Below are 21,108 nucleotides of genomic sequence, written 5' to 3'. Positions count from 1 at the left end.
GCGGGTATCTGGCGTGGACCGCCCGGCCGGGCAGGCGGGTCCGCGGTCAGTAGCGCTCCGGCTCCGCGCCCAGCACAAAGGTGCGTCCGCTGACCGATGCCGGGGTGATCTCGACGTAGGTCCACTTGCGGGTCTTGATCCAGGGCTCGAGCGGGAGAAGCTCGGCGGCATCGATCTCGGTCTGTGATTCCAGGATCCTGGCCGTGCCCTTGACCACCACGCTCCACGCAGTGCCGTCGCCCACTGCGTCCGCCTCGAAGGCAACCAAGTCATTGACAGTCAGCTCGGCGAGTTTGCTGCCCGGATTGGTCCGGATCCAGATCTTTCCCCCGGACGCGACGAAATTCAGCGGAAAGACATCCGGCTGGTTGGCGACACTGACGGCCAAGCGGCCAAACTGGCTGCCCCGCAGCAGCTCCCATGCCTCGTCCCGCGACAAAACGACCCCGGGCTCCTCATCACTGTTCATGGTCTGATCATCGCCCCGTTCCTCACTGCTGCCTAGGGTCCAAGGTCCACAAATGTGGCCGCAGTGTTGCTTCGGCCGCGGCCCTGGCCAGCTCCATTCACAATAGGGACTTTCGGCCGTGGTGCACAGGTGGCCGGAGCGCGACTATGTAAGTGTCGAGCAATCGCCGGGCTGAAACGGAGAAGGACATCATGGAGCTTTCAGGGCACGAGATGCGCGTCCTGCAAGAACTCGAGCAGGACTTGAGCGCTGACTACCCGCGGCTGGCCCGGACGTTGGGAAGGACCGGAAACCCCGTCCGGGCAGTCCGTCGCCTGGTGCTGGGTGCGGCCGTCATGGGACTGGGCATTGGCACGATGGTCTATGCCTTGGCTCTGGGGTCTGTCCCGCTGGGTGCAGCGGCATTCGCGGTTATGATCGCCGGCACATACGCTGCCTCGCCGCCATCCGTATCTTCCGGTCTGCGGCGGGCTTGCCGCAGGGGTACCTCCAGCTCCCGGCCGGTGGAGGAGCAGTGACCAGCCAACCCATTAGTCCGGCGTCGGGCGTTGCGGGAGAATGGCCTTTCGCGGTAGACATGACAGGGCTTTCATGATCAAGATGGCTTTCACAGGGGTTTCACCTGACTCAGCTAAGGATGTGGACAAGCGATGGACAACACTGAGCAGGCCAATGCCATAGTTACGACCGCCGCCCTCCGGGTATTTATTTTGGACGACCATGAACTGGTTAGGCTGGGCCTTCAGGAACTCTTGGAGGGCCATGGCTTTACCGTGGTCGGCTCGTCGGGTTCCGCGGCCGAGGCGGCCCGCCTGATCCCGGCACTCCATCCCGACGTTTCCATACTCGACGCACGGCTGCCCGACGGCACGGGCATTGAAGTGTGCCGTGACGTCCGTTCGGTTGATCCATCCCTCAAATGCCTCATCCTGACGAGCTACGATGACGAGCAGGCCCTCCGAGGCGCTGTGCTTGCCGGTGCTGCCGGCTATGTCCTGAAAGAAATCGGCGGCACCGACCTGCTCACCGCCATCAAGGTCGCTGCGCGGGGCGAGTCGCTGTTCGATTCAGCCCTCAAGCGCAAGATCATCTCAGGGCTAAGCGAGCCAGCTCCCCCGGACCCACGTGTGGCCTCCCTGACTGCACAGGAGCGCCGGGTGTTGGCCCTCATCGGCCAGGGCATGACCAACCGCCAAATCGGGCAGGAGCTCTTCCTCGCCGAAAAGACCGTCAAGAACTACGTTTCCTCCCTGCTGGCAAAACTTGGCTTTGAGCGCCGGACCCAGGCAGCGGTGTATATTTCCCGGAAATGATTGTCCGGCCTTTGGCCACATCTACATTGTTCACACGCCCTGGGAAGCATGTTTATTGTTCAGTGGAACCGACCAAAAGAACTTCGTACCGCCCTGGGCAACACTTTCCACCTGAAAAATACCGTTGAATTTCAGTGCCCGCCTCTCCATGTTGACCAGCCCGCTCCTGTCGGAACGGGTGCTGATTCCACAACCGTCGTCACTGACGGTGACGCTTACGAAGCCGCCTCCAGCGGTCACGGCAACGTCGATTTCCCCGGCCTTGGCATGCCTGACAGCATTGCTGACTCCCTCCGTCACCACGGCAAGCAGTTGCTCCGCCACCTCCGGCGGAACGCGGGAATCGATGGGCCCTGACAGCACTATTCGCGGCGCGAACGACAGCGGCGTTGATACTTTCAGCACAGTATTCAAGATTCGGCTGCTGACCAAGTCCGTGTCGCCGGTCGAGGTGCGCAGTGCATAAATGGTGTCCCGCAACTCTTTGATGGTCGCATCCAGTTCGTCGGTAATGGCACGAATGCGGGCAAGGCCGGCAGAATCAGGAATGAAGCGGCCAAGGCTTTGGACATTGAGCCCGACGGCAAATATCCGCTGGATGACTACGTCGTGCAGGTCCTGGGCGATGCGATCCCGGTCCGTGTACAACACCAGTTGTTCCCGAATCTGGTGGGTCTTGGCCAACTCCAGCGCCAAGGCAGACTGCGCGCAGTAAACCGAAACCAATTCGGAGGTCAGGGAAGAATACGGGGCGCCCCCCTTCTCACGCACCAGCACAAGGAGTCCGTGCTCGGCGCCCTTAGTCCCAAGACGCGCCAGCAGCGAGGGACCAGATAGTCGCCCGGAGGCCGGCCCCAGCAACTTCGAAACCGTTTCGAAACTAGCTGGCTCGCCAGCCGACAGCACGCCTTGTACGCTCCCACTGTCCAGGTCCAGCAACCGCCCAATCCATTCCTGCGAGCCGTTGCCGGCACCTGCGAGGACTTCGACCTGTCCCGCCTCGTTGGGCGCACTGGCAATGAGAGCCAGTGCCGAATCGGACGCATCAAGGGCGGTCTGTGCAACAAACCCGGGTCCGACACCGGACCCTGCCGCACCAACCCCCATCATGAGCACTGCGACACTCCGGCCTGCTTCCAGCCATCGCGTCCGTAATTGCGCGTCATCGAACAGTCTCGCGTTTTCGATGGCAAATCCGGCAGCCCCGGCGAGGGCCACGGCCAAGTCTTGGTCTTCCGCTGTGAAAAATTTCCCGCCGTTCTTCTCCGTCAAGTACAAGTTCCCAAAAACTTTGTCGCGGATCCGAATGGGCACCCCCAGGAAGGTGCGCATGGGCGGATGGTGCTTGGGAAATCCATACGACGCCGGATGGTCGTGGAGATTCGGCAGTCGGATGGGGCGCGGGTCCTTTATCAGCAACCCCAGGACCCCATGCCCTGTAGGCAGGGGTCCAATGAGCTTTGCGAGCTGGGGATCGATACCCTCCGTAATGAAGTGGCTCAGGCCTCCGCTGCCACCGATAACGCCCAAGGCGCCATATTTGGCGTCCAGCAGCTGGCACGCGGACTGCACGATTCGACTGAGAACTGCTTCCAGGGTTAGCTCCTCGGCAATTGAGATAACCGCTGAGAGCAACCCTCGCAGTCGTTCATCTGAAGGTTGCCCATGCATGTCCACGGCTGGAGGCACAACACCATTGTCACGCGGGCCCGGCTGGTCCATTCTTTGCCTCCGTGCAAGTCCACTTCCAAGACGCCAAAGGTGGCTCACTGCACACCCCTTGCACTCAGGATACGCCGCAGCCAAGGTGTCTTCGTGGGTCGAACCAGGCCATTGTGCCCTAGCGGGAAAGGCCCAATAGCCATAAGCTCACCCCATGACGCACAAACCAGCAGCCACAAGAACCGAAGACCTGCCGGTCCACGAGTGCTGGGCACTCCTTCGAGGGGTGTCCGTCGGCAGGCTCGCAATCTGGGACGCCGACCATCCCGACATCTTCCCCATCAACTACACAGTTGACCATGGCACACTGGTCTTTCGCACCGGAGAAGGCACCAAGCTGACCGCCGTGCTCGAGGGACACCCGGTTGCACTCGAAGCCGACGGGGTGGACCCGGACACCGGCATTGCCTGGAGCGTGGTGGTGAAGGGCACCGGCGCGCTCCTCTCCTCGACCGGGGATCTGCTGGACAGTTTTTCCCTCCGGCTGTTCCCTTGGCATGCCGGACGCAAGGACAACTTCGTGCGCATCTCGCCAACATCGGTCACAGGGCGCAGGTTCCGGGTCACACCACCTGCGGAGTGGTGGACGGCACAGGCCAACATGCCGCAGGCCTCGCCCGAGTAGGGTGTGTCGCCAAAGACACCTGCGATGAGGGCACTTAGACCCTAACCCACCCTGTGCGTCACGCGTAGCGTCAATGACACCGATACCGGCAATAGGCCGGACCGGCACCCGACGAACGGACGCACCATGAAAGCGCTGATCTACAACGGCCCCGGCGACAAGTCCTGGGCAGAGGCTCCGCAACCGCAGCTCCTCCACCCCAGCGACGTGATCGTCCGGGTGGACACCACCACCATCTGTGGCACGGATTTGCACATACTCAAAGGCGACGTTCCGGCCGTCCAGCCAGGGCGGATACTCGGCCACGAAGGCGTGGGCACCGTGGTGGAAACAGGCACGGGAGTCCAGGAGCTGGTGGTGGGCGACCGCGTCCTGATCTCCTGCATCAAGTCCTGCGGCCACTGCCCCAACTGCCGCCAGGGCCTCTACTCCCACTGCCTCGGCGAGGAGGGACAGTCGGGCATCGGCTGGGTGTTTGGGCACCTCATCGACGGCACCCAGGCCGAGTTTGTCCGCGTACCCTACGCTGACAACTCGCTGTACAGGCTGCCACCCGGAGTCAGTGATGTGGAGGCGGTCATGCTCTCCGACATCCTGCCGACCGGCTTTGAGATCGGCGTCCTTTCCGGCGGCGTGAAGCCTGGCGACGTTGTGGCCGTCATAGGTGCAGGGCCTGTGGGCCTCGCTGCCATAGCGACCGCAGGGTTGTGCGGAGCGGGAACCATCGTGGCGATTGACCGGGACGCAAACAGGCTCGCGCAGGCCCTCGAGTTTGGCGCGACAGACACCGTCGATTCCCAACGTCCTGACTGGCGGCAAGAAGTTATTGACTTGACGGACGGCGCCGGCGTGGACGTGTCCATCGAAGCCGTCGGGTTGCCGGAAACGTTTGCCATGGCATTAAGCTTGGCCCGCCCCGGCGGCCGCGTTGCCAACGTGGGCGTCCACGGCTCCAGCGTTGACCTTCCCCTGCAGGAGCTGTGGATCCAGAACATCAGCATCTCGATGGGCTTGGTCAACACCAACACCACCCCCATGCTGCTTAAACTCGTGGCCCAGCACAAAATTCCGGCCGCCAAGTTCGCCACCCACACGTTCTCATTTGACCAGGTGCTTGAGGCCTACGACACCTTTGCCCGTGCCGCAGAAACGAAGGCCCTGAAGGTCATCATCACCCGCAACCCCGCACACTCCTGAAAGGCATCGTCATGGAACAAGTCACCATCATCGGCAGCGGGAACATGGCCCGGGCCATCGCCATCCGCATGCTGGCGGCACGGCACTCGGTGCAAATCCTGGGACGCAATGGACAGAAAACCCGGGACCTCGTGGAATTCCTCGGCGCCGGTGCGCAAGGCGGGGGCGAAGGCGCGGCCATCGAAGGCGGAATTGTCTTTCTGGCAGTCCCTTACGAGGAAGGCAAGAATACAGTCCTTGTTTATGGCGAAGCCCTGGCAGGAAAAGTCGTCGTGGACATCAGCAATCCCGTGGACTTGTCTACCTTCGACCGCCTGTTGGTCCCCGCCGGATCCTCCGCCGTTGAAGAGATCGCACGCCACGCAAGCCCGGATGCCCACGTGGTCAAAGCCTTCAACACCTGTCTGGCCAAGCCCCTGGAAGCCGGAACCGTGGCCGGGCTGCCCCTCGATGTCTTCATCGCCGGCGAATCCGAACAGGCCAAGGTCAAGGTCAGCGCTGTCGTGGCAGCCTCGGGCCTGCGGCCCATCGACGTCGGACCGCTGCGCAGGGCCCGTGAATTGGAGGCCATGATGCTCCTTGTCATGGGACTGCAGGCCAGCCCGGACCAGGACAACTTCAACTGGGACACGTCCCTCAAACTCCTGCCTTAGGAACACCATGAACCCCTCAATGGATCCGGTGGAGCGGGTTGTCGTTGGAATTGACGGCTCGGAGTACTCCACGCTCGCGCTGCAAACCGCCGCCACCTTGGCCAAGGCCCTGGCACTGCGACTCGATGTCGTCAGCTGCTGGAGCCGGTCGGACATCTATTTTGCTGCAGAAATTCCCGTGGGAGGGTTCCCGGAGGCAGACGTGCTTGAAGTCGAAGCGACCCGATTGGTGGACGACGCCGTCGAACGGGCCTTTGGCCCGGAACGGCCCCCTGGACTGGTGGACGTCAGCATCAGGTACGGCCACCCCGGCAAGATCCTGGTGGACGAAAGTGCCAGCGCCCGCCTGCTCGTCGTGGGCCGTCGCGGACGGGGCGGATTTCTCGGCCTGCGGCTCGGGTCGGTCTCCTCCGCGTGCGTGGCCCACGCCCACTGTCCGGTGCTTGTTGTCAACGAACCGGATTAGACAGCCTTCATCAACCACCGGCCTGGCAGGTCCAAGGAACCACCCATGCAACTCATCCGGCGCAACTACCAGATCGCGGCCACGCTTTTTGTAGGATGTCTCGTCCTGTTGTTGTTGGGCCTCGGTCAAAGTGCCAGCGCACAGTGGTTGGCCAGCACGTTCGCGGCGGCAGCCGCCGTTCAGCGGGGGCTGGCATGATCCGCGACATGGCTCATGGGCGCTGGGGCGTGGACATCCTTGCGGTCACAGCCATTGTCAGCACCGTCGCCGTCGGCGAATATGCCGCAGCCCTCATTGTTGTCTTGATGCTCTACGGCGGTGCGGCCCTGGAAGACTATGCCGCCGGCAAGGCAAAAGCAGAACTTGGTGCCCTGTTGGACCGTGTCCCCCAAACCGTCCACCGGGAGGTTCCCGGCGGGCGCCTGAACGATGTGCCAGCAACGGACGTTGTGCCAGGGGACGTCCTAGTACTGCGTCCAGCGGAGGTGGTCCCTGTGGATGGACGGCTGCTCTCTGCGGCAGGGTCCTTCGACGAGTCTGCCCTCACCGGCGAAAGCCTGCCGGTCGAATTGACACAGGGTCAAGAGGTTCTTAGCGGCTCAGTCAACGGCGCTGCTGCGGTGCGGTTGTCAGCCACTGCTTCCGCGGAAGATTCACAATACAGCCGCATTGTGGCCCTGGTCCGCGAGGCAGGTGCCAGCCGCGCACCGTTTGTCCGCCTTGCGGACCGGTACGCAGTACCGTTTACCCTTCTGGCACTGGTCCTCGGAATCCTGTCCTGGGTCCTGAGCGGCAAGTCGCTGCGATTTGCCGAGGTTCTGGTGGTCGCCACCCCGTGTCCCCTGCTGATCGCGGCACCGGTGGCATTCCTCGGAGGAATGAGCAGAGCGGCCAGGAACGGAATCGTGGCGAAGGGCGGCGGAACCCTTGAGCTGCTGGCCCGGATCAAAACAGCCGTCTTTGACAAGACAGGGACACTCACCCATGGTCGTCCAACACTCGAGGAAATCAGAACATCGAAGGTCTGCGGCCCACCGCCGTCCGACATGGAGCTCCTCGCCCTGGCGGCATCGGCAGAACTTCACTCCTCCCACGTCCTGGCCTCATCCGTGGTTGATTCGGCCCTAGCCTGCAAGCTGGACTTGTCACGTCCCTTAGAAGCTGTGGAACACGCCACGGACGGCGTCAGCGCCACCGTGAACGGGCATCGGGTTGCTGTCGGAAAGCGCACATTCGTGGAGGCACAGTCCGGTCCCGTTTCGGAGGAACCCGTCGCCGCGGGCCAGCTGGCCGTGTACGTCAGCATTGACGGCGTGTATGCCGGGGCGCTCATCATGCGGGATCCGTTGCGCGCAAACGCAGCGGCGACTTTGGCCGCACTTGCCGCCCTGGGCGTGGCCCACATTGTCATGGTCACGGGGGATGCCAAGGCGACGGCGGACCATGCTGCCAGCATGGCAGGAACTTCGGAGGTATGGGCAGGCTGTCGTCCCGAGACGAAGGTCTCCATTGTCCAAGGCCTAGTCCCTCGCCCTGTCATGATGGTTGGCGACGGCATCAACGACGCCCCCGTGCTGGCCGTCGCCGACGTCGGCGTGTCCATGGGTGCCAAAGGTTCAACGGCCGCCAGTGAATCGGCCGACGTTGTGATATTGGTCGACGACCTTGGCAAGGCCTCCGCCGCCGTACGAATCGGCAGGGACACCATCGCGGTGGCCCTGCAAAGCATTTGGATAGGGATCATTCTCAGTGTTGTGCTCATGGCTCTGGCCGCCGTCGGACTGGTTCCGGCAGTAGCCGGCGCACTCAGCCAGGAATTCGTGGACCTCGCCACCATTCTCAATGCCCTGCGCGCGCTTAAGCCAAAGGAACATGCCGCCAAAACCGCCCAGGCCGCCATGCCCCGGGGGCAGGAATGTCTGTCACTTCGTTCCCACCAGGAACTTCCCCACGGGGCCCGAGGTCACCAGCAGGGGACAGGGAATACGGGCTTGGATGACTGACCCCATGGCACCTGGTCGCACGTGCATGATGCTTTCGCGACCGCGACTGCCCACCACCACCAATCCGGCTCCAGCGGCTGCGTTGGCCAGGGCTTCGGCGGGCCCGTGCCGTGTGTCAAGGATGCGATGAATCTCCAAACGCGGGTGGCGGGCCCTCGCGGTGGCGACAGCTGCGTCGAGGAGACGGGTGCCGGCCTCGGCCGCACCAGGCTGTACTGAAGGGCTTCGGGACTGTCCCGGCCTCCCCGAAACAGCATCACCCACAGCGTGCACAACAGTCAGCGCCTGCCCGCTCATCTCTGCCTCCCCGGCGGCCACCCTCAACGCCCTTTCCGCTTCAGGGGAGCCGTCAATGCCTGCCACCACGCCTGCACCGCGTGGATCGTCATTGGGAATGATCGCCACGGTGCAGTCGCTGCGGGTCACCAGCTGCAGGCCGACGGCGCCGAATCCCTCACCGTGCGCGTCCGCCGGCTTGTCGCTACCCACCACCACCATTCCGGCGTCGTGGGAGAGTTCCCCAAGCACCATGGCAGGTTCACCCCGCCGGACGGCCGTGTGGATAATGGCGCCGGGGAAAATGGATGCGAGCCGGTCCTTTTCGGCATCGAGGGCACGGACTGCCGGTTCAATCCCGTCCGTTGTCGGGCATGCTTCATGGGGATCCCAGATGTCCGGCACGGTCAGGACAAGGCGCATTTCGCTGCCGTACCGTTGCGCTCGCCGGGCGGCCCAGTCCGCAGCAGCCCTGGAGGCCGGTGAGCCGTCAATGCCGACGACGATGGTACTGGGCATTTGCCCCGCCTTTCAGTGCGGGAAGTTTCAAGGTAGTCACCGAAACCTACTTCGGATTCCTGAGGCTGATCGTTTCCAAATGCTCAGGAACGCGGGCATGCCACCCCAGCTCGTGCTTGATACGCAACCGCAGCGCATCGGCCGAATCGGGTTCCCCGTGCGTGATGTAGGTCATGCGCGGCGGCTTCGGCGCGGATTGCATCCAGCGCACTAGAGCGTCGGAGTCGGCATGGGCGGAGAATCCATCAAGGGCTGCCACCTCGGCCCTGACCGTTACGTCCTCCCCATAAATCCTTAGTGTCCGCTGCCCGCCTGCCAGGGCTGCACCCCGCGTTCCGGGTGCTTGGTAGCCTGCCAGCACGATTGCGTTCTTCGGATCGCCGCCATAGGCGGAGATGTGGTGAAGGATCCTGCCGCCGGTCAGCATGCCGCTGGCGGAAATGACGATCATCGGGCCGCCTCGAAGGTTGAGCAGCTTGGATTCATCGGCCGTCCGGGTCATCGTTGCCAGCTTGTACATCGATGCAAAGTCCCTTGGGTTCAGACGATGTTCGTCCCGGTGCTGTTGATAGATGTGGGAGGCGTCAATAGCCATGGGGCTGTTGAGGAAGACCGGCACAGACGGGATCCCGCCGTGCGCCAGAAGGCGTGAAAGCGCCAAGAGCACAGTCTCGGCACGGCCCACGGCAAAGGCCGCGATGAGCACAACGCCACCCCGCTTGGCGACCCTCGTCACCAGCTGCCCCAGTTCTTCGGCTGGATCGGTGTCCGGGTGCGTCCTGTTCCCGTAGGTTGACTCGGTGACCAGCACGTCAACGGATTCCAATGGGCGCGGGGGCTTCATCAATGGATCGTCGGAGCGCCCCAGGTCTCCTGTGAAATGCAATCCCAGACCGCCGATTCGCAGGTGGACCTGTGCTGCCCCAAGTATGTGCCCCGCGGGAACCAGGGTTGCTTCGATGCCATCCGCCAATTCGAAGGGGGTGTCAAATTCCTGAACTTTGAAACTCTTCAGCGCCTTCACTGCGTCGGCTGCCGTATAGAGCGGCATGGGGGGATGGTGGACCGAGGAGCCCCGATGCGCTGCGTATCGGGCCTCCTCCTCGAGCAGGTGACCGCTGTCCGGCAGCACCAGGCCGCTCAGCTCAGCCGTTCCCCCCGTGGCGTGGATGGGTCCGTCATAGCCGTCCCGGACAAGGGCGGGGAGGTATCCGGTGTGGTCAAGGTGTGCGTGGGTGATGACGACGGCGTCGATGGAGCTGGCTCGCACCGGCAGCGGGGCGCGGTTGCGCTCACGGAACATCTTGTAGCCCTGGAACAGCCCGCAGTCCACCAGGACGCGACGCCGGCCGGTGTCAATAAGGTATTTGGACCCCGTCACTGTTCCCGTCGCACCGAGAAAACGGAGACTTGGAAAGGGATTGGCTGCCATGGTATTCCTTCCTGCTCAAAGTGGCCTCCAGCCTGGCCTGCGCATCATAGGCGGGAGGTGTCGCAGCAGCCGATTGCCGGCACCGCGCATTCTCTTCTCCTCAAGTACAGCCGTGCCGCTGCCGCGCGCATAGAGGACAACGTCCCGTCAGCAGGAGGATGCCTTTTGGCCCTACCCGGCGACGTCGGGGACGGGCAGAATGCAGTGTGGATCGTATGTGATGGTGGTCCCTGCGGTGAAGGCCACCGAGAGTGAAAGGGCCCCACAAATGCCATGAATGAACTGAGCGCCGGAATCTTGCTTTACCGTCGCCATGAACCCGGAACCCAGGTCTTGATCGGCCACATGGGCGGACCATTCTGGGCCCACAAGGATGCAGGTGCCTGGTCAATTCCCAAGGGAGAATGCAAGCCGGGTGAGGATCCCTGGCAAGCCGCCTTGCGTGAATTCGAGGAGTGAAGTGGGCACGCCGGCACCGGCAGCGAACTACGTCAGCCTGGGCGAGTTCCATCAACGGTCCGGCAAGGTCATCAGGGTGTTTGCCGCCGAGTCGGAATTCGAGCTGGATCGGTTCATGAGCAATTCATTCCGGTTGGAATGGCCTCGCGGGTCCGGGCATATTGAGCAGTTTCCGGAAGTCGACGCCGTCAAATGGGTTGGGGAACGGGAGGCGCGCACATGCCTGGTTCGGGGCCAGCTTCCGATTCTTCAATCCCTGTTGGACAGCCTCGAGGCCACTGATGCTGCCGCAGGCCGGCATACTTCGCCTCCACTCAATGGCGGGACAGAGTGCGGGCCACACTGAATCTCGCAGCACGTCGGTGGACACGGTGGAGACGGCCCCGCCGTCGGACCGTCGGAGGCTGCTGGGCAGCACGCGCAAAGAACCACTTCTTCGTTCCCTCGACGAGGACCAGGTACACGGCAATCATGCCCAACAGGGCCAAAAAGAATGGAACCGGCAGCGGGTCAAAACCCAGCACCGGGCCCAGCGGCGACAGTGGCAACGCGACCCCGGCGGCGACCACGCCCAGGGAAGCCCACAATAGGCCCGCGGACGGACGGCTCCGCACGAACGGTACCCGGCGGGTTCGGATGGCAAAGATGATCAGCGTCTGCGTGGCGATGGACTCGATGAACCATCCTGCACGGAACTCCCCCGGAACGGCGTTGAAAACAAACAGCATCAGGGCGAAGGTGGCGAAGTCGAACAATGAACTGATAGGGCCAAAGACCAGCATGAAGCGCCGGATGAAGGCTATGTCCCAATGGGACGGGGCCAGCAGCTGTTCCTTGTCCACCCGGTCGCCGGGAATGGCCAGCTGCCCCGTGTCGTAGAGCAGGTTGTTCAGCAGGATCTGCCCCGGGAGCATGGGCAGGAAGCTCAGCACCACGGACGCTGCCGCAGCGCTGAACATGTTGCCAAAATTACTGGAAGTCCCCATCAGGACGTACTTGATGGTGTTGGAGAAGATACGCCGACCCTCGCGAACCCCTTCGGCCAGAACGCCGAGGTCCTTGTCCGTCAGGACGATGTCCGCCGCATCCTTGGCAACGTCGGCGGCACTTTCGACCGATATTCCGACGTCGGCATGGTGCAGGGCAAGGGCATCGTTGACTCCGTCTCCCAGAAAGGCGACGGCGCGGCCCTCCCGGCGCAACAAACTGATGATGCGGGCCTTTTGTTCCGGTGACACACGGGCAAAGATGCCGGTCCCCGGCAGCGCCGCGGTGAGTTCGGCGTCCGAAAGGGCATCAACCTGGACGCCGGTTAGTGTCCCCCCGGATTCCAGGCCCAGGTCCCGGCACACCTTTTCGGCAACCCTTGCGTTGTCTCCCGTGGCAATCTTGACGGCGATTCCCAGGCTGGCCAGCTCCTCAAGGGAGCCCTTGGCCTGGGGCTTGGGCCGGTCCAGAAAGACCAAGAAGCCTGCCAGGGCCAGGCCGTGCTCATCCGCTGGCCCGATCGTGTCCAGTCCCACTGCAGGCCTTGAGGCAACAGCAACAACGCGGGAGCCGGCGTCGTACTGGGCCTCCAGCATGGCCTGTGCCTCCGGCGGGGTGCCATCGCACAGTGGCAGGACGTCCTCGGGCGAGCCCTTCGTAAGGAGTACCTGGTTGCCGCCGCCCGCATCGGCAACCAAGGCGCTGGTGCGGCGGCGCCGGTGGTCGAAGGGGATGATGTCCAGCCGTTGGTGGCCGGCAGGCTCAAAGACCCTGGCTCCGGGCGCTTCCCACAGGGCCGCGTCCAAGGGGTTCTGGCCAATGAGGGAAGGGGTCCCGCGTGAATAGTCGGCCTCGGTGGCTTCCAGCCCCAGGACAAATAGCTCTGCCTCGGTGATGTCGGGCCGGGTGGGAATGGCAGCCGTGAAGCTGATGCGCCCCTCGGTGAGCGTGCCTGTCTTGTCGGTGACGAGCACATCCATGTCGCCCAGGTCTTCAATACACACCAGACGCTTGACGAGGACCTGCCGCCGCGCCAAGGCACGGGTGCCGGCGGCCAGGCAGGTGCTGACGACGGCGGGCAGCAGCTGCGGGGTGATGCCGACGGCAATGGCGAGTGAGAAGAGCAGTGAGTCGAGCAGCGGGCGGCCCAGCAGGAGGTTGGCAATGAAGATCAGCGTGGTCAGGGCGACGGCCACCTGCAGGAGCAGGTAGGAAAACCTTTTCAGTCCCAGCTGGAACTCGGTTTGGGGCTGGCGCTCCCCCAGTCCCAGGGCTATCCGGCCAAATTCCGCCCTGCCACCGGTCGCGACCACAACGCCGGTACAACTGCCTGACTGGACGATGGTGCCCATGAACAGGCAGCACGCCAGATCGCCCAGTGCGGCCTCCCCTGCAACGGTGGCAGGTGCCTTCTCCACCGGTAGGGACTCACCCGTGAGGATGCTTTCATCGCAGAGCAGTTCCTCACTGGCCAGCAGGCGGATGTCGGCAGGAATGACGGCCCCCAGGGACAGCCGGACAATGTCGCCGGGCACCAGCTCCACTACGCCGATTTGGCTTTCCCTGCCATCCCGAAGGACCACAATGGTATGCGTGACGCGTGAGTGAAGTGCCTCGGCGGCCCGTTCGGCCCGGAATTCATTGCTGAATCCCAAACCAACACTGACCACCAATATGACCCCAATGACCGTCGAATTCGTTGAATCCCCCAGGAACAGGGACACCCCGGCGGTGACAATCAACAGAATCAGGATGGGACTGCGCAACTGTCGTCCCAGCACCAGCCAAGGGTTCGCCCGGTGTGTGCGAAGGGCGTTGGGACCGGTCTCCACCAAACGCCGTTGAGCTTCGAGGCCGGAAAGCCCTTGCGTGCCTGACCCCATCGCAAGGAGCGCCTGTTCCGGCGTCAGCCGTGCAGCATGTGCAATTGTTGGTGTCGCGGCCCAGTCCCGGGTTGCCTCCGTGTCAGCCAGCCGGTTCATCGGCAGCACGCCGTTCATTTCCTTCCGTTGCCACCTCGGGGTCGGCCTCATGTTCCATCGCTCCGTGGACCACAAGGACGGGGCAACTTGCGTGCGCTGCACAGGCCGAGCTGACGGAGCCCAACAGCATGCCTGCAAATCCGCCGTGTCCCCGCGAGCCGACGATGATCATTTGTGCCGACTTTCCCTCGTCCACCAGCACCTTTGCCGGCTGGCCGCGCCGGCACTCGCCGATGAGGCCCGCGGGCGGCTTGTCCCCAAACGCGTCAACCAGGGCCGCTGCCAGCATGTGCTGGGCCGCCGGCTCGCCGTCCCACTCCGAAATGGCATAAGGACCGTACACCACTTCCATCTGCCAAGTGCAGACGGCCTTGATGACGGTACCCAGCGGGTCGGCCAGCTTTTCCGCCCACCGCAACGCCAAGACGGACTCGGGTGAACCGTCCACCCCCACCACTATGGGCAAACCATTTCGAGAAACCTGCTTGTCCATGGCACTACTTCCTTCACTGGTGAACAGTTGAACGGCGCCCCAACGGCACCGCATCGGGCCGTCCAGTCCACGGCAAACCCACAACCCGGCACGGCCTTCCAGCTCCAATGGTCGCCGCCGAACGGCACCGCTGCACAGGGTACAAGGTCCCTAACGCCCGGACGGCCACGGTGGGAGGCTGAATACACAGCAACCATGCTTGAACCGTGACTACAGGGAGCCAACCTTGAACAGCAACCACGAGGCCGCCTTGACCGACGCTCGGCAGGGTCCTGCCCTGGATGTGGAGTCCGGTGAGTGGGATTTGCTGGGCAGATATTGGGACGCGGCCAACTACTTGACGGTGGCGCAAATCTATTTGCAGGAAAACGCGCTGCTTCGAAGGCCGCTGAGAGTCGAGGACATCAAGCCGCGCCTGTTGGGACACTGGGGCACCAGCCCGGGACTGTCGTTGATCTATGCCCATTTGAACCGGCTCATCAACAAAACTGGGGCCCACATTCTCTTTGTGGCCGGCCCCGGGCATGGCGGACCGGCCGTGGTGGCCAACCTCTACCTCGAAGGCAGCTATTCCGAGATTTATCCAGAGATTGGCCAGGACGATGAGGGCCTGCGCCGCCTCGTCCGCCAGTTCTCCACACCCGGGGGCATTCCCAGCCATGTGGGCCCGCCCACTCCCGGTTCCATCCATGAGGGAGGGGAACTGGGCTACTCGCTCATGCACGCCACTGGTGCTGTAATGGACAACCCCGGGCTCATCGTTGCGTGCGTCGTGGGCGACGGCGAAGCGGAAACCGGTCCCTTGGAGGCCTCGTGGAAGGCACCAGCTTTCCTCAACCCCCGCAGGGATGGAGCCGTCCTGCCCATCCTTCACCTGAATGGCCATAAGATTTCAGGGCCCACCGTGCTGGGCCGCCAGTCAGACGAACAAGTCATGGCGCTGCTCCGGGCACACGGCTGGGATCCCGTCGTCGTTTCCGGCACCGACCCTGGGCAAATCCATCCGCACTTGGCCCAGGCGCTGGATGCCGCCCATGCGCGCATCACGGAAATCCAGCACCAGGCCCGACTCCACGGAAGCACGGGGCCCGCGCCTTGGCCGGCGATTATCCTGCGCACCCCCAAGGGCTGGACGGGCCCCGACGTCGTGGACGGCGTTCCGGTGGAAGGCACGTTCCGCGCACACCAGGTCCCGCTTTCGGGTGTCCGCGAAAATCCAGCCCACCTGGCCCAACTCGAACGCTGGCTTCGCTCCTACAAGCCTGAGGAGCTTTTTGACGACGCCGGACGGCTGGTGCCCGAGCTGGCAGCCCTCTCGCCTTCTCGCCCGCTGCGCATGGGGTCCGCGCCGTGGGCCAACGGCGGCCCCGACATGGCACCCCTTCCCCTGCGTCCGCTGGAAACATACGCGCTCGACGTCGGCGTCCCCGGGGCCGCCAAACATGAGACCACCAAGCCACTCGGACTTATGCTCAGGGACATCTACCTGGACACTGCGAGTGATCCCCGATTCCGGCTGTTTTGCCCCGATGAAACCAACAGCAACCGCCTGGGCGCTGTTTTTGAGGCCACCGACAGGTGCCTCATGGAACCCACCGGGGAATCGGATGAACACATCTCGGCCGGCGGCCGGGTCATGGAAGTACTGTCCGAGCACCTGTGCCAAGGCTGGCTGGAGGGCTATTTGCTGACGGGACGGCACGGCCTTTTTGCCAGCTATGAAGCATTCGCCATGGTGAGTGCCTCCATGACCGTCCAGCATGCGAAGTGGCTCCAGCATGCGCGCGAACTTCCCTGGCGTTATCCCGTGCCGAGCCTGAACATCCTGCTCACCTCCACCTGCTGGCGGAACGACCACAACGGATTCAGCCACCAGGGCCCCGGCTTGATTGACACCGTCCTGTCGCTGTCGGGATCGGTGGTGCGCGTATATTTGCCACCGGATTCCAACACTCTGCTCGCCACCGCCGAGCACGTCCTTTCCAGCAAGGATTATGTAAACCTCATAGTGGTGGACAAGCAGGCTCACCCCCAGTACTTGAACCTCAACGACGCCCGGCAGCACAACGCAGCCGGCGCCTCCATCTGGCGCTGGGCTGGCAACACGGGCGACAGTGAACCGGACATTGTGATGGCTTGCGCCGGGGACGTCCCCACGGAGGAAACGCTGGCTGCGGCCTGGCTGCTCCAACGCCATGTTCCGCAGCTGCGGGTCCGGGTGGTCAATGTCATGGACCTGCTGGTGCTGCCGCCACGGGATGTCCATCCGCATGGCCTCCCGGACACCGAATTTGAGGCCCTCTTCACCGCGGACCGGGACGTGGTCGTGGCATGGCACGGATATGCCCGGGCCTTCCACCAACTCTTGCACGGCCGGAAGAATCCGGGCAGGTTCCACGTCCGCGGCTACACCGAGCAAGGTACCACCACCACGCCTTTTGACATGGTGGTGCTAAACCGGATGAGCCGCTACCACCTTGCGTTGGAAGCCCTTGACCGAGTTGGCCGCCACATCGACGGGATGGACGCACTGCGGGCCCACTGCCAGGAAATGCTCGACAAGCACGAACGGTACATCCGGGAGCACCTTGAGGATCTCCCATCCATTCGCGAATGGACTTGGACGCCGCCAGCACGTGGGTTGCCAGGCGCCCCAGGCAGCCAACCGAACGGCGAAGGAGGCGACGGGCATGAATAAGCGCAAGGATGCGCCCATGGTGATCGTCGGCGTCGACGGTTCGGCGCCGTCGGTCGAGGCGCTCCGCCAAGCCGAAAAGCTGGCGATCAGAATGGGGGCACAAGTCCAGGCCTTGGCCTGCTGGAGCCCCCCGGCCCCGGCGTCGAGCTACGGCGTGGGGAACGTCGACTACGAAAAGAACGCCCAGAATATCCTGGACAACGCCATACAAGTTGCTTTCGGGATTGACTGGCCCGAAAATCTTACGACCCGGTTGGTGCGGGGACCGGCACGGGAAACCCTGATCAAAGAAAGCAGGAACGCCATGATGCTCGTTCTTGGCCGGCGTGGTTTTGGCGGATTCAGGGGGCTTCTCATGGGATCAGTCAGTTCAGCCTGCACGGCGTACGCACACTGCCCGGTGTTGGTTGTCCACGCAGGCAACGAAGCAAACAGCAAAAGAGACCACCATGCATGAGCTGCTGGCGCAAGCGCCACTTCCGGTCACCCCGGGAACCTATTTTGGCTGGGGCCCCGTCATGATCCAATCGGGCAACCTCGTTGTCATTCTGACAATGCTCGCATTGTTCATCCTCGCCCTGATCCTGCCCTTCCCCGGCGGACGGAGCCGGAAATGAGCACCGTCAAGGAGTCCTCACCGGACCCGGAACTGGCTGGGACTGGCGCCTACACGTGGACGGGAAAGTCACGGCAATGGTTTTTGAGGCACCTTCCACCCGAGAAACTGCTGCCGGAAGACCAACCCAGTTATGTTGCGTCGTGGGCCTATGTCTTTGGCATGGGCGCCGTCGCCGGCTTGATCTTCATCATTGGCTCGGGAGTGGTGTTGAGCCTGAACGGGCCGCAGTGGTACCACGTCTCCTCGTTGGGCCACTTCACCAACAGCGTTCATTTGTGGAGTGTGGAACTGTTCTTCATGTTCATGGTGGTCCATTTGTGGATCAAGTTCTGGATGGCGGCCTGGCGCGGAGGGCGCTTGCTGACCTGGATTACCGGCATGCTGGCGTTCCTCGTCTCCATCGTGACGGCGTTTACCGGATACCTGCTGCAAACGAACTTTGACTCCCAATGGATTGCCTTCGAGGCCAAGGACGCCCTGAATGCGGTCGGCATCGGGGCCTGGTTCAACGTTGCCAATCTGGGCCAGATCTTCATGTGGCACATCATGTTGCTGCCACTGGCGGTTGGCGCCGTCGTCGCCCTGCACGTTGTCCTGGTGCGCGCCCACGGCGTTGTTCCCCCACTCGATGCAGCGGCGACCGACGCCCAGCTCCGTGACTCAACGGCCGGCGCTCAAGATCCGGAGGCGAAACCATCATGACCAAGGTTCCATCAACGATGTCGTGGCGGACGGGTGACAACATTGCCAGCAGGCCATGGCGGGGACGTGTCCGGGACTACGACCTGTTCAAGGAGCTCACCATCGGCGTCGTCGTCGTCGGCCTGCTCGTGCTTGGCCTCTCTGCCATCTTCAGTTCGCCTGACGATCCCGGGGTGACGCTAAAATCGTGGGCGGCGGCGGCGCCGGCAGACTTTGTCGCGACAGCAACCGCCGAGCTCGGCGGCAGCAGCGGCACGGCAGGCTACGGACCGCCCTACAACTCCACTCCCGATGCCTCGCAACACCTGGGATTTTTCAACCCCCAGGAGCTGTCCGGTGTTCGACTCGCGATCGACACGGCCAACGACTTCGTCATCAATCCACTCAAGACACAATCCACACAGCTGCCCGCCGTGGCGGTGTGGACAGCAGCCACGGCCGATCAGCAGGCGAAGTGGGCCGCCAACTACAGTGCAGCGCTCGCAGCCGCGCCCGACGGCGATCCCGCACAGGTTGCCAAGGGCAGCTACGGGCCTGTACCCGAGCTGGCGGGCGCCTTGCTGGGGATGGCCCGCAGCGGAAACCTGGACGGCGTCCTGCAAAACTCGGGGCAGCCCTACAACCTCAACTACACCCCAACCATCTTGTTTCTCGGCGATGGTTCGTATTTTCCAAGCCTTGCCGCGGCGGCCCACTTGACGGGAGATCAATGGGGTGTCATGAACGAAACAGGCAATACGCCAGGCCAGTCCTGGTTGTGGCTGTTTTCACTGTTCTACCAAATAGAACCGTTCAAGTCCTCGCCCAATGCCGACATCCTGGTCGTCTCCACCATGCTGGTACTCTCGCTCCTGCTAACCCTGCTCCCCTTCATTCCCGGGCTTCGCTCCCTGCCTCGCAAGATACCGATTCACCGGCTGATTTGGAAGGATTATTATGGCCAACGGTGAGGGGCACATCAACGCTGCCGGCAGCGCTGGTGTGCACGACAACGAACCCCACACCTCCAACATTGCCGGACGCCTCAATTGGCTTCGGGCAGGTGTCCTCGGTGCCAACGACGGCATAGTCTCTGTTGCCGCAACGGTTGTCGGGGTTGCCGGCGTGACCAATGCGCCAGCCCCCATTCTCGTGGCAGGAGTCGCCGCCGTTGTCGGGGGCGCAGTTTCCATGGCCTTGGGTGAATACGTGTCCGTCAGCAGCCAGCGCGACAGCCAGCGTGCGCTGATCGAGAAGGAGCGACGCGAGTTGGAGCAAGATCCGGACTCAGAACTGGCCGAACTCACGGGACTATATATGGCCAAGGGGCTTAGTCCCATAACGGCTGGGCAAGTCGCCGAGGAGTTGACCAAACATGACGCCCTGGCTGCCCATTTGTCCACCGAATTAAACATCGACCAGGACGACCAGGCAAGCCCGTGGCAAGCCGCCTACGCGTCGGCTGCAGCATTTGCGGTGGGTGCCGTGCTGCCTCTGCTGGCCATCATGGTCCCACCTGCCGGGCTAAGAATCCCGGTCACCTTCCTGGCGGTTCTGATCGCGTTGGCGCTCACGGGAACGCTGAGCGCCGGCATCGGGGGCAGCTCGAAGTCCACAGCTGCCACACGGCTTGTCCTTGGCGGCGGCTTGGCACTCGCGGCGACCTATGGCATCGGAAGGGCGCTGGGAGCAAGCGGAATTCTCTAAAGCGGGACTTTGTGCCCTGTGCCCGACAACCGCGGCACCATAGGATCAACATCATGAACGAGAACACCGTAGTTCCCAAGGCAGGGATCCTCACCCCGGGACAATGCTGGAAGCACCTTTCCGAGACGTCCGTTGGCCGCCTCGCCGTGACCGTCGACGGAAGACCGGACGTCTTCCCCATCAACTACCTTGTTGACGGGGACACACTCGTCTTTCGGACCGGCAATGGCACCAAGCTCGACGCCATTCGCGACGACAGCCGGGTTGCTGTGGAGGCCGACGCCGTGAGCTCGGAGTTTGGCGTCGCATGGAGCGTGGTGGTCAAAGGGCGGGCCGAAGTCACAACGGACTCCAGCCGGGCACTAAATGTCGCGGTGCATGGACAGTTTCCTTGGCAGGGCATCGGAAAGGACCACCTCATCCGTATCACCCCGGAGACAGTGGCAGGCAGAAGCTTTACACTCGACGCCGCCAGGACGTGGCGGGTCCCCTTGGATGAGGCAATCCGGACAGGCCTGGAATAGTCCTGCACCAGCCCATCAATCGGGGGGGGCATTGGACGGCAACGATCTCAACGGGCACAGTGAAAACACCGCTGGATCAAGATCGTATTCCGGCATCGGCGTTGGTGAACCCCGCCACGCATCACCGGCATTGCAGCCAACGCGTCCGGGACCGGTCCGGGCGGCACTGGCCGGGCCCTGGCAACTCTCCAGGGCCCGGCAAACTTCTCACTTCCTCTGACTTGGCTTCCCTGGCCGCCTATTCTGTGCTGACCGATTCAATTGTGGGAGCCAAACGACCCTG

The 21,108-nt window shown here is 63.1% G+C and carries 22 protein-coding genes; 16 read left to right on the top strand and 6 right to left on the bottom strand.

Annotation, left to right across the window (positions count from 1 at the left end):
• Positions 1–46: 46 nt before the first annotated feature.
• Positions 47–469: a pyridoxamine 5'-phosphate oxidase family protein gene (locus LPN03_RS17390; RefSeq protein ID WP_165183600.1), complete on the bottom strand. Its 423-nt coding sequence runs from the start codon at positions 467–469 to the stop codon at positions 47–49.
• 152 nt (positions 470–621) lie between these two features.
• Between LPN03_RS17390 and LPN03_RS17385 the strand changes: the two genes are divergently transcribed.
• Both LPN03_RS17385 and LPN03_RS17380 read left to right on the top strand, forming a co-directional pair.
• Positions 622–987, top strand: coding sequence for a DUF3040 domain-containing protein (locus tag LPN03_RS17385; protein ID WP_165183601.1), 366 nt, complete (start codon positions 622–624; stop codon positions 985–987).
• 132 nt (positions 988–1,119) lie between these two features.
• A complete protein-coding gene (locus LPN03_RS17380; protein WP_165183788.1) occupies positions 1,120–1,782 on the top strand; it encodes a response regulator in 663 nt (220 codons plus the stop codon).
• A 30-nt stretch (positions 1,783–1,812) separates the two neighbouring features.
• Here the strand turns inward: LPN03_RS17380 and LPN03_RS17375 are convergent, their stop codons facing one another.
• A complete protein-coding gene (locus tag LPN03_RS17375) occupies positions 1,813–3,453 on the bottom strand; it encodes a GAF domain-containing sensor histidine kinase (protein WP_262455279.1) in 1,641 nt (546 codons plus the stop codon).
• A 205-nt stretch (positions 3,454–3,658) separates the two neighbouring features.
• On the opposite strand from LPN03_RS17375, the gene LPN03_RS17370 reads away from it, so the two are divergent.
• The 6 genes from LPN03_RS17370 (at position 3,659) to LPN03_RS17350 (ending at position 8,448) form a co-directional block, all read left to right on the top strand.
• A complete protein-coding gene (locus LPN03_RS17370) occupies positions 3,659–4,129 on the top strand; it encodes a pyridoxamine 5'-phosphate oxidase family protein (RefSeq protein ID WP_165183786.1) in 471 nt (156 codons plus the stop codon).
• 126 nt (positions 4,130–4,255) lie between these two features.
• Positions 4,256–5,326, top strand: coding sequence for a zinc-dependent alcohol dehydrogenase family protein (locus LPN03_RS17365; RefSeq protein WP_165183785.1), 1,071 nt, complete (start codon positions 4,256–4,258; stop codon positions 5,324–5,326).
• An 11-nt stretch (positions 5,327–5,337) separates the two neighbouring features.
• Entirely contained in the window at positions 5,338–5,979 is a 642-nt protein-coding gene (locus LPN03_RS17360) for an NADPH-dependent F420 reductase (RefSeq protein ID WP_165183784.1), read from the top strand.
• Between the two features lie 7 nt (positions 5,980–5,986).
• Positions 5,987–6,445 carry a universal stress protein gene (locus LPN03_RS17355; RefSeq protein ID WP_262455275.1) on the top strand — a complete coding sequence of 153 codons (459 nt, stop codon included), beginning with the start codon at positions 5,987–5,989 and terminating at the stop codon, positions 6,443–6,445.
• Between the two features lie 45 nt (positions 6,446–6,490).
• Positions 6,491–6,643, top strand: coding sequence for a hypothetical protein (locus LPN03_RS20855; protein ID WP_316255849.1), 153 nt, complete (start codon positions 6,491–6,493; stop codon positions 6,641–6,643).
• Between the two features lie 8 nt (positions 6,644–6,651).
• Positions 6,652–8,448: a heavy metal translocating P-type ATPase gene (locus tag LPN03_RS17350; RefSeq protein WP_316255848.1), complete on the top strand. Its 1,797-nt coding sequence runs from the start codon at positions 6,652–6,654 to the stop codon at positions 8,446–8,448.
• Here the strand turns inward: LPN03_RS17350 and LPN03_RS17345 are convergent.
• Positions 8,368–9,243 (bottom strand): universal stress protein, encoded by an 876-nt coding sequence (locus tag LPN03_RS17345; RefSeq protein WP_165182448.1) that lies wholly within the window; start codon positions 9,241–9,243, stop codon positions 8,368–8,370. The two genes, LPN03_RS17350 and LPN03_RS17345, sit on opposite strands and share 81 nt — an antisense overlap.
• 46 nt (positions 9,244–9,289) lie before the next feature.
• Entirely contained in the window at positions 9,290–10,675 is a 1,386-nt protein-coding gene (locus LPN03_RS17340) for an MBL fold metallo-hydrolase RNA specificity domain-containing protein (protein WP_165182447.1), read from the bottom strand.
• Between the two features lie 273 nt (positions 10,676–10,948).
• Between LPN03_RS17340 and LPN03_RS20850 the strand changes: the two genes are divergently transcribed.
• Positions 10,949–11,134: an NUDIX domain-containing protein gene (locus tag LPN03_RS20850; RefSeq protein WP_316255847.1), complete on the top strand. Its 186-nt coding sequence runs from the start codon at positions 10,949–10,951 to the stop codon at positions 11,132–11,134.
• Between the two features lie 314 nt (positions 11,135–11,448).
• On the opposite strand, the gene mgtA is transcribed toward LPN03_RS20850, so the two are convergent.
• Together mgtA and LPN03_RS17325 are read right to left on the bottom strand one after the other, a co-directional pair.
• Positions 11,449–14,103, bottom strand: a complete 2,655-nt coding sequence (gene mgtA / locus LPN03_RS17330; protein ID WP_262455278.1) for a magnesium-translocating P-type ATPase — start codon at positions 14,101–14,103, stop codon at positions 11,449–11,451.
• Positions 14,087–14,596 carry a universal stress protein gene (locus tag LPN03_RS17325; protein ID WP_165182445.1) on the bottom strand — a complete coding sequence of 170 codons (510 nt, stop codon included), beginning with the start codon at positions 14,594–14,596 and terminating at the stop codon, positions 14,087–14,089. The genes mgtA and LPN03_RS17325 overlap by 17 nt, the downstream gene beginning before the upstream one ends.
• Before the next feature lie 226 nt (positions 14,597–14,822).
• On the opposite strand from LPN03_RS17325, the gene LPN03_RS17320 reads away from it, so the two are divergent.
• The 7 genes from LPN03_RS17320 to LPN03_RS17290 are packed head-to-tail and all read left to right on the top strand — an operon-like array spanning position 14,823 to position 20,825.
• Positions 14,823–17,294 carry a phosphoketolase gene (locus LPN03_RS17320; protein ID WP_306986520.1) on the top strand — a complete coding sequence of 824 codons (2,472 nt, stop codon included), beginning with the start codon at positions 14,823–14,825 and terminating at the stop codon, positions 17,292–17,294.
• Positions 17,295–17,310: 16 nt separating this feature from the next.
• Positions 17,311–17,751 carry a universal stress protein gene (locus LPN03_RS17315; protein WP_262455274.1) on the top strand — a complete coding sequence of 147 codons (441 nt, stop codon included), beginning with the start codon at positions 17,311–17,313 and terminating at the stop codon, positions 17,749–17,751.
• Positions 17,744–17,911, top strand: coding sequence for a hypothetical protein (locus LPN03_RS17310; protein WP_165182443.1), 168 nt, complete (start codon positions 17,744–17,746; stop codon positions 17,909–17,911). The genes LPN03_RS17315 and LPN03_RS17310 overlap by 8 nt, the downstream gene beginning before the upstream one ends.
• Positions 17,908–18,615: a cytochrome b N-terminal domain-containing protein gene (locus LPN03_RS17305; protein ID WP_165182442.1), complete on the top strand. Its 708-nt coding sequence runs from the start codon at positions 17,908–17,910 to the stop codon at positions 18,613–18,615. Before LPN03_RS17310 ends, LPN03_RS17305 begins: the two co-directional genes overlap by 4 nt.
• Entirely contained in the window at positions 18,612–19,565 is a 954-nt protein-coding gene (locus LPN03_RS17300) for a hypothetical protein (RefSeq protein ID WP_240902062.1), read from the top strand. The genes LPN03_RS17305 and LPN03_RS17300 overlap by 4 nt, the downstream gene beginning before the upstream one ends.
• Positions 19,552–20,301, top strand: a complete 750-nt coding sequence (locus tag LPN03_RS17295; RefSeq protein ID WP_165182441.1) for a VIT family protein — start codon at positions 19,552–19,554, stop codon at positions 20,299–20,301. The genes LPN03_RS17300 and LPN03_RS17295 overlap by 14 nt, the downstream gene beginning before the upstream one ends.
• A 53-nt stretch (positions 20,302–20,354) precedes the next feature.
• The gene (locus tag LPN03_RS17290; RefSeq protein WP_165182440.1) at positions 20,355–20,825 is read left to right on the top strand and encodes a pyridoxamine 5'-phosphate oxidase family protein; all 471 of its coding nucleotides are present in this window, start codon (positions 20,355–20,357) and stop codon (positions 20,823–20,825) included.
• Positions 20,826–21,108: the final 283 nt, after the last annotated feature.

The sequence above is a fragment of the Arthrobacter sp. A2-55 genome (genome assembly GCF_025548615.1).
GTDB lineage: Bacteria > Actinomycetota > Actinomycetes > Actinomycetales > Micrococcaceae > Specibacter > Specibacter silviterrae.
Note: the sequence above shows the minus strand (reverse complement) of the source record. Positions and strands in the feature narration are given on the sequence as shown.

Bases quoted from the DNA above. Each gene is read 5' to 3' on its own strand.
- LPN03_RS17315 (WP_262455274.1), top strand. From the start codon at position 17,311: ATGGTGATCGTCGGCGTCGACGGTTCGGCGCCGTCGGTCGAGGCGCTC.
- LPN03_RS17390 (WP_165183600.1), bottom strand. From the start codon at position 469: ATGAACAGTGATGAGGAGCCCGGGGTCGTTTTGTCGCGGGACGAGGCA.
- LPN03_RS17370 (WP_165183786.1), top strand. From the start codon at position 3,659: ATGACGCACAAACCAGCAGCCACAAGAACCGAAGACCTGCCGGTCCAC.
- LPN03_RS17365 (WP_165183785.1), top strand. From the start codon at position 4,256: ATGAAAGCGCTGATCTACAACGGCCCCGGCGACAAGTCCTGGGCAGAG.
- LPN03_RS17360 (WP_165183784.1), top strand. From the start codon at position 5,338: ATGGAACAAGTCACCATCATCGGCAGCGGGAACATGGCCCGGGCCATC.
- LPN03_RS17290 (WP_165182440.1), top strand. From the start codon at position 20,355: ATGAACGAGAACACCGTAGTTCCCAAGGCAGGGATCCTCACCCCGGGA.
- LPN03_RS17295 (WP_165182441.1), top strand. From the start codon at position 19,552: ATGGCCAACGGTGAGGGGCACATCAACGCTGCCGGCAGCGCTGGTGTG.
- LPN03_RS17340 (WP_165182447.1), bottom strand. From the start codon at position 10,675: ATGGCAGCCAATCCCTTTCCAAGTCTCCGTTTTCTCGGTGCGACGGGA.
- LPN03_RS17380 (WP_165183788.1), top strand. From the start codon at position 1,120: ATGGACAACACTGAGCAGGCCAATGCCATAGTTACGACCGCCGCCCTC.
- LPN03_RS17310 (WP_165182443.1), top strand. From the start codon at position 17,744: ATGCATGAGCTGCTGGCGCAAGCGCCACTTCCGGTCACCCCGGGAACC.
- LPN03_RS20855 (WP_316255849.1), top strand. From the start codon at position 6,491: ATGCAACTCATCCGGCGCAACTACCAGATCGCGGCCACGCTTTTTGTA.
- LPN03_RS17355 (WP_262455275.1), top strand. From the start codon at position 5,987: ATGAACCCCTCAATGGATCCGGTGGAGCGGGTTGTCGTTGGAATTGAC.
- mgtA (WP_262455278.1), bottom strand. From the start codon at position 14,103: ATGAACCGGCTGGCTGACACGGAGGCAACCCGGGACTGGGCCGCGACA.
- LPN03_RS17345 (WP_165182448.1), bottom strand. From the start codon at position 9,243: ATGCCCAGTACCATCGTCGTCGGCATTGACGGCTCACCGGCCTCCAGG.
- LPN03_RS20850 (WP_316255847.1), top strand. From the start codon at position 10,949: ATGAATGAACTGAGCGCCGGAATCTTGCTTTACCGTCGCCATGAACCC.
- LPN03_RS17305 (WP_165182442.1), top strand. From the start codon at position 17,908: ATGAGCACCGTCAAGGAGTCCTCACCGGACCCGGAACTGGCTGGGACT.
- LPN03_RS17300 (WP_240902062.1), top strand. From the start codon at position 18,612: ATGACCAAGGTTCCATCAACGATGTCGTGGCGGACGGGTGACAACATT.
- LPN03_RS17375 (WP_262455279.1), bottom strand. From the start codon at position 3,453: ATGCATGGGCAACCTTCAGATGAACGACTGCGAGGGTTGCTCTCAGCG.
- LPN03_RS17350 (WP_316255848.1), top strand. From the start codon at position 6,652: ATGGCTCATGGGCGCTGGGGCGTGGACATCCTTGCGGTCACAGCCATT.
- LPN03_RS17325 (WP_165182445.1), bottom strand. From the start codon at position 14,596: ATGGACAAGCAGGTTTCTCGAAATGGTTTGCCCATAGTGGTGGGGGTG.